The following is a 3,956-nucleotide window of genomic DNA, read 5'->3' as shown; positions in this document are numbered from 1 at the left end:
GGTCCCGTGCGCTCTATGCTCCCTCTTGGTCGGGGGCGCTGCGCCGGCCGGTGTTGGGGGGTGGGGGCGGCGGTGTCGTTCCCGGGGGGGGGGGGGCCCCCCCCGCTACCCCTCAGAAGCGGCCTTCCTGGAAATCGACGAAGGCCTGCATCAGTTCCTGCCGGGTGTTCATCACGAACGGGCCATGGCGCATGACCGGCTCGCGCAGCGGGCGACCCGCCACCAGGATCAACCGTGCGCCTTCGCGCCCGGCCGACAGGTGCAGCTGCTCGCCGCCGCCCAGCACCGCCAGTTCCTGGCGGGCCACGTCGCGCGCGGCGTCCTGCTCACCCACCGTCACCCCACCCTCGAACACGTAGGCGAAGGCGTTGTGCCCTTCCGGCAGCGTATAGGTCCAGGCGCGGTCCGCGTCCAGGCTGATGTCCAGGTACAGCGGATCGGTGGCCGGCTGCGCGATCGGGCCGACGGTGCCGTCGACGCTGCCGGCGATCACTTTCACCTGCACGCCCTCGGCCGGCTGCACCACCGGAATGCGCTCGGGCGCGAACTCCTGGTACTTCGGGTCGGTCATCTTGTCGCGCGCCGGCAGGTTCACCCACAGCTGGAAACCGCGCATCTGCCCGCTTTCCTGTTCCGGCATTTCCGAATGGACCAGGCCGCGGCCAGCGGTCATCCACTGCACGCTGCCCGGGGTCAGCAGGCCTTCGTTGCCGTGGTTGTCGCGATGGCGCATGCGCCCGTCCAGCATGTAGGTGACGGTCTCGAAGCCACGGTGCGGGTGCTCCGGGAAGCCGGCGATGTAGTCCTCGGCACGGTCGGTACCGAATTCGTCCAGCAGCAGGAACGGATCGAGGTCGGGCAGCGACGGGCCGCCGATGACACGGGTCAGCCGCACGCCGGCACCGTCGGAGGTGGGCATGCCACGGATGGTGCGCTGCACGCGGACCGGTTCGGGAAGGCTCATGGCGACTCCTGTTGGATGGATGCCAGTGAAGATGGACGCCGCACGCCGCAACGCCAATGGGCGGCGCCGCAACCGATTGTTCCATCGCTGGTGTTCGCCGCGCGTCATGTCCGCCGCGCGGCGGCGCCTGCGTTGTGTTCGACCAAAGTACTACCGCAGAAAGGTTCCGTACCGATTGACCGTGCACAGGTCACGCGGGACCCTTTGAACATCTTTCCGGGAGAGAGCACCTCATGAAAGGGTTTTCCAAAATAGGCTGGGCGGCCCTCGCCCTGCTCGGCGCATTCTGTCTGGGCACCGTGGCCCTGCGCCGCGGCGAGCACATCAACGCATTGTGGATCGTGGTCGCTGCGGTATCGCTGTACCTGGTGGCCTACCGCTTCTACAGCCTGTTCATCGCCGACAAGGTGATGCAGCTCGATCCGACCCGGGCCACCCCGGCGGTGATCAACAACGATGGCCTGGACTACGTCCCGACCAACAAGCACGTGCTGTTCGGCCACCACTTCGCCGCCATCGCCGGTGCAGGCCCGCTGGTCGGCCCGGTGCTGGCCGCGCAGATGGGCTACCTGCCCGGCCTGCTGTGGCTGGTGGTGGGCGTGGTGCTGGCCGGCGCGGTGCAGGACTTCGTGGTCCTGTTCCTGTCCAGCCGCCGCAACGGCCGTTCGCTGGGTGACCTTGTGCGAGAGGAAATGGGCCAGGTGCCCGGCACCATCGCCCTGTTCGGCGCCTTCCTGATCATGATCATCATCCTGGCGGTGCTGGCGATGGTGGTGGTCAAGGCGCTGGCCGAAAGCCCCTGGGGCATGTTCACGGTGATCGCGACGATGCCCATCGCGATCCTGATGGGCGTGTACATGCGCTACATCCGCCCCGGCAAGATCGGTGAGATTTCGGTGGTCGGCCTGATCCTGCTGCTGGCCGCGATCTGGTTCGGCGGCAAGGTGGCGGCAGACCCGACCTGGGGCCCGGCGTTCACCTTCACCGGCACCCAGATCACCTGGATGCTGATCGGTTACGGCTTTGTCGCGTCGGTGCTGCCGGTGTGGCTGCTGCTGGCCCCGCGCGACTACCTGTCCACCTTCCTGAAGATCGGCACGATCATCGCCCTGGCCATCGGCATCCTGGTGGTCATGCCAGAACTGAAGATGCCGGCGCTGACCCAGTTCGCCGCCAGCGGCGACGGCCCGGTGTGGAAGGGCGGCATGTTCCCGTTCCTGTTCATCACCATCGCCTGCGGCGCGGTGTCCGGCTTCCATGCCCTGATCTCCTCGGGCACCACGCCCAAGCTGCTCGCCAATGAATCGCACATGCGCTACATCGGCTACGGCGGCATGCTGATGGAATCGTTCGTGGCAGTGATGGCGCTGGTGGCCGCCTCGATCATCGATCCGGGCATCTACTTCGCGATGAACAGCCCGGCGGCGGTGATCGGTGCCGATGCGGCCTCGGCGGCGCACTTCATCACCAACACCTGGGGCTTCACCATCAGCCCGGAACAGCTGACCGCCACGGCGGCGGCCATCGGTGAACCGACCATCCTGCATCGCGCCGGTGGCGCACCGACGCTGGCGGTGGGTATCGCGCAGATCCTGCACGAAGCGATCCCGAGCAGCAGCGACGCGATGATGGCCTTCTGGTACCACTTCGCGATCCTGTTCGAAGCGCTGTTCATCCTGACCGCGGTCGATGCCGGTACCCGTGCCGGTCGCTTCATGCTGCAGGACCTGCTGGGCAACTTCATCCCGGCGCTGAAGAAGACCGAGTCGTGGACGGCCAACATCATCGGCACTGCCGGCTGCGTGGCGCTGTGGGGTTACCTGCTGTACACCGGCGTGGTCGATCCGTTCGGCGGCATCCAGACGCTGTGGCCGCTGTTCGGCATCTCCAACCAGATGCTGGCCGGTATCGCGCTGATGCTGGGCACGGTGGTGCTGTTCAAGATGAAGCGTGACCGCTACGCGTGGGTGACCGCGGTTCCGGCCGTGTGGCTGCTGATCTGCACCACCTACGCCGGCTTCATCAAGATCTTCGACAGCAACCCGGCGCAGGGCTTCCTGGCCCAGGCGCACAAGTACCAGGCGGCAATCGCCAGCGACACGATCACCGCACCCGCCAAGTCGGTGGCGCAGATGCAGCAGATCGTGGTCAATGCCTACGTCAACACCAGCCTGACCGCGCTGTTCCTGCTGGTGGTGGGTGCGGTGCTGGTGTACTCGATCAAGACCATCCTGGCGGCCCGCCGCAATCCGCAGCGCAGCGACCGCGAGACCCCGTACGTGGCGCTGAAGCCGCACGAAATGGTGGATCTGTAATGAGCACGCAACTGGTTCCCGTCGGCCAGTACCAGACGCACCGCCGCATCTGGCGGCGCCTGGTGCAGACCGCACGGCTGTGCTGTGGGATTCCTGATTACGACAACTACGTCCGGCACATGCTGGAGAAGCATCCGGATCAGGAACCGATGGACTACAAGACGTTCTTCCGCGAGAGGCAGGAAGCGCGCTACGGCGGTCGCAACGGCGGTCGCTGCTGCTGAGGTGTTTGGGTGGGTGCCGGGCTTGCAGCCCGGCGCCTGCCGATTCAACAGCAGGTGCAACTGCAACTGCAACTGCAAGAGCGTCGGCTCTGGGTTTCTGTTTGTTTGGCGGGGCGGTGTGGGTGGGCAGGACATTCCGTAAACCCATCCCTGGGGGCTCGTAGGCGCCATCCATGGCGCCTGCGGTCCTGCAAGCCCACACCGCCCCACCCCTGACAGATCGCGGCGCTTCTGTACCTACCTCGCGCGATGCAACTGCCCGCTTCGGTAGATCCACGCCATGCGTGGATGCGAGCGAAGCGATCGGCTTCTGACTTTGACTTTGATTTTCTTTTTTGATTTTCCGTGGCGGACGCGCACGGAAACTGTCAGAGGTCGGGCGGGGTGGGTTCGCGGGGGACGCCGTGAATCCGTCCATGGAGGCTTGTCCGCGGCATCCATGCCGCAGACACC

Annotated in this window: 3 protein-coding genes; 2 read left to right on the top strand and 1 reads right to left on the bottom strand. The window is 66.1% G+C overall.

Going from position 1 to position 3,956, the window contains the following annotated elements; genetic code table 11:
• Window positions 1-112: 112 nt before the first annotated feature.
• On the bottom strand, window positions 113-964 hold the full coding sequence (locus ACVOK1_RS20315) for a pirin family protein (protein WP_108769598.1): 852 nt from the start codon (window positions 962-964) through the stop codon (window positions 113-115).
• Between the two features lie 233 nt (window positions 965-1,197).
• Here ACVOK1_RS20315 and ACVOK1_RS20310 point away from each other — a divergent pair, with 233 nt between their 5' ends.
• Together ACVOK1_RS20310 and ACVOK1_RS20305 are read left to right on the top strand one after the other, a co-directional pair.
• Window positions 1,198-3,279, top strand: coding sequence for a carbon starvation CstA family protein (locus ACVOK1_RS20310; RefSeq protein ID WP_108769600.1), 2,082 nt, complete (start codon window positions 1,198-1,200; stop codon window positions 3,277-3,279).
• Window positions 3,279-3,503, top strand: a complete 225-nt coding sequence (locus ACVOK1_RS20305) for a YbdD/YjiX family protein (protein WP_108765908.1) — start codon at window positions 3,279-3,281, stop codon at window positions 3,501-3,503. Before ACVOK1_RS20310 ends, ACVOK1_RS20305 begins: the two co-directional genes overlap by 1 nt.
• Window positions 3,504-3,956 lie beyond the last annotated feature (453 nt).

It is taken from the genome of Stenotrophomonas sp. STEN087, assembly GCF_056759115.1.
This window is presented reverse-complemented; position numbering and strand designations above follow the sequence as displayed.

Coding starts and splice junctions, on each gene's coding strand:
- ACVOK1_RS20310 (WP_108769600.1), top strand. CDS start 1,198: ATGAAAGGGTTTTCCAAAATAGGCTGGGCGGCCCTCGCCCTGCTCGGC.
- ACVOK1_RS20305 (WP_108765908.1), top strand. CDS start 3,279: ATGAGCACGCAACTGGTTCCCGTCGGCCAGTACCAGACGCACCGCCGC.
- ACVOK1_RS20315 (WP_108769598.1), bottom strand. CDS start 964: ATGAGCCTTCCCGAACCGGTCCGCGTGCAGCGCACCATCCGTGGCATG.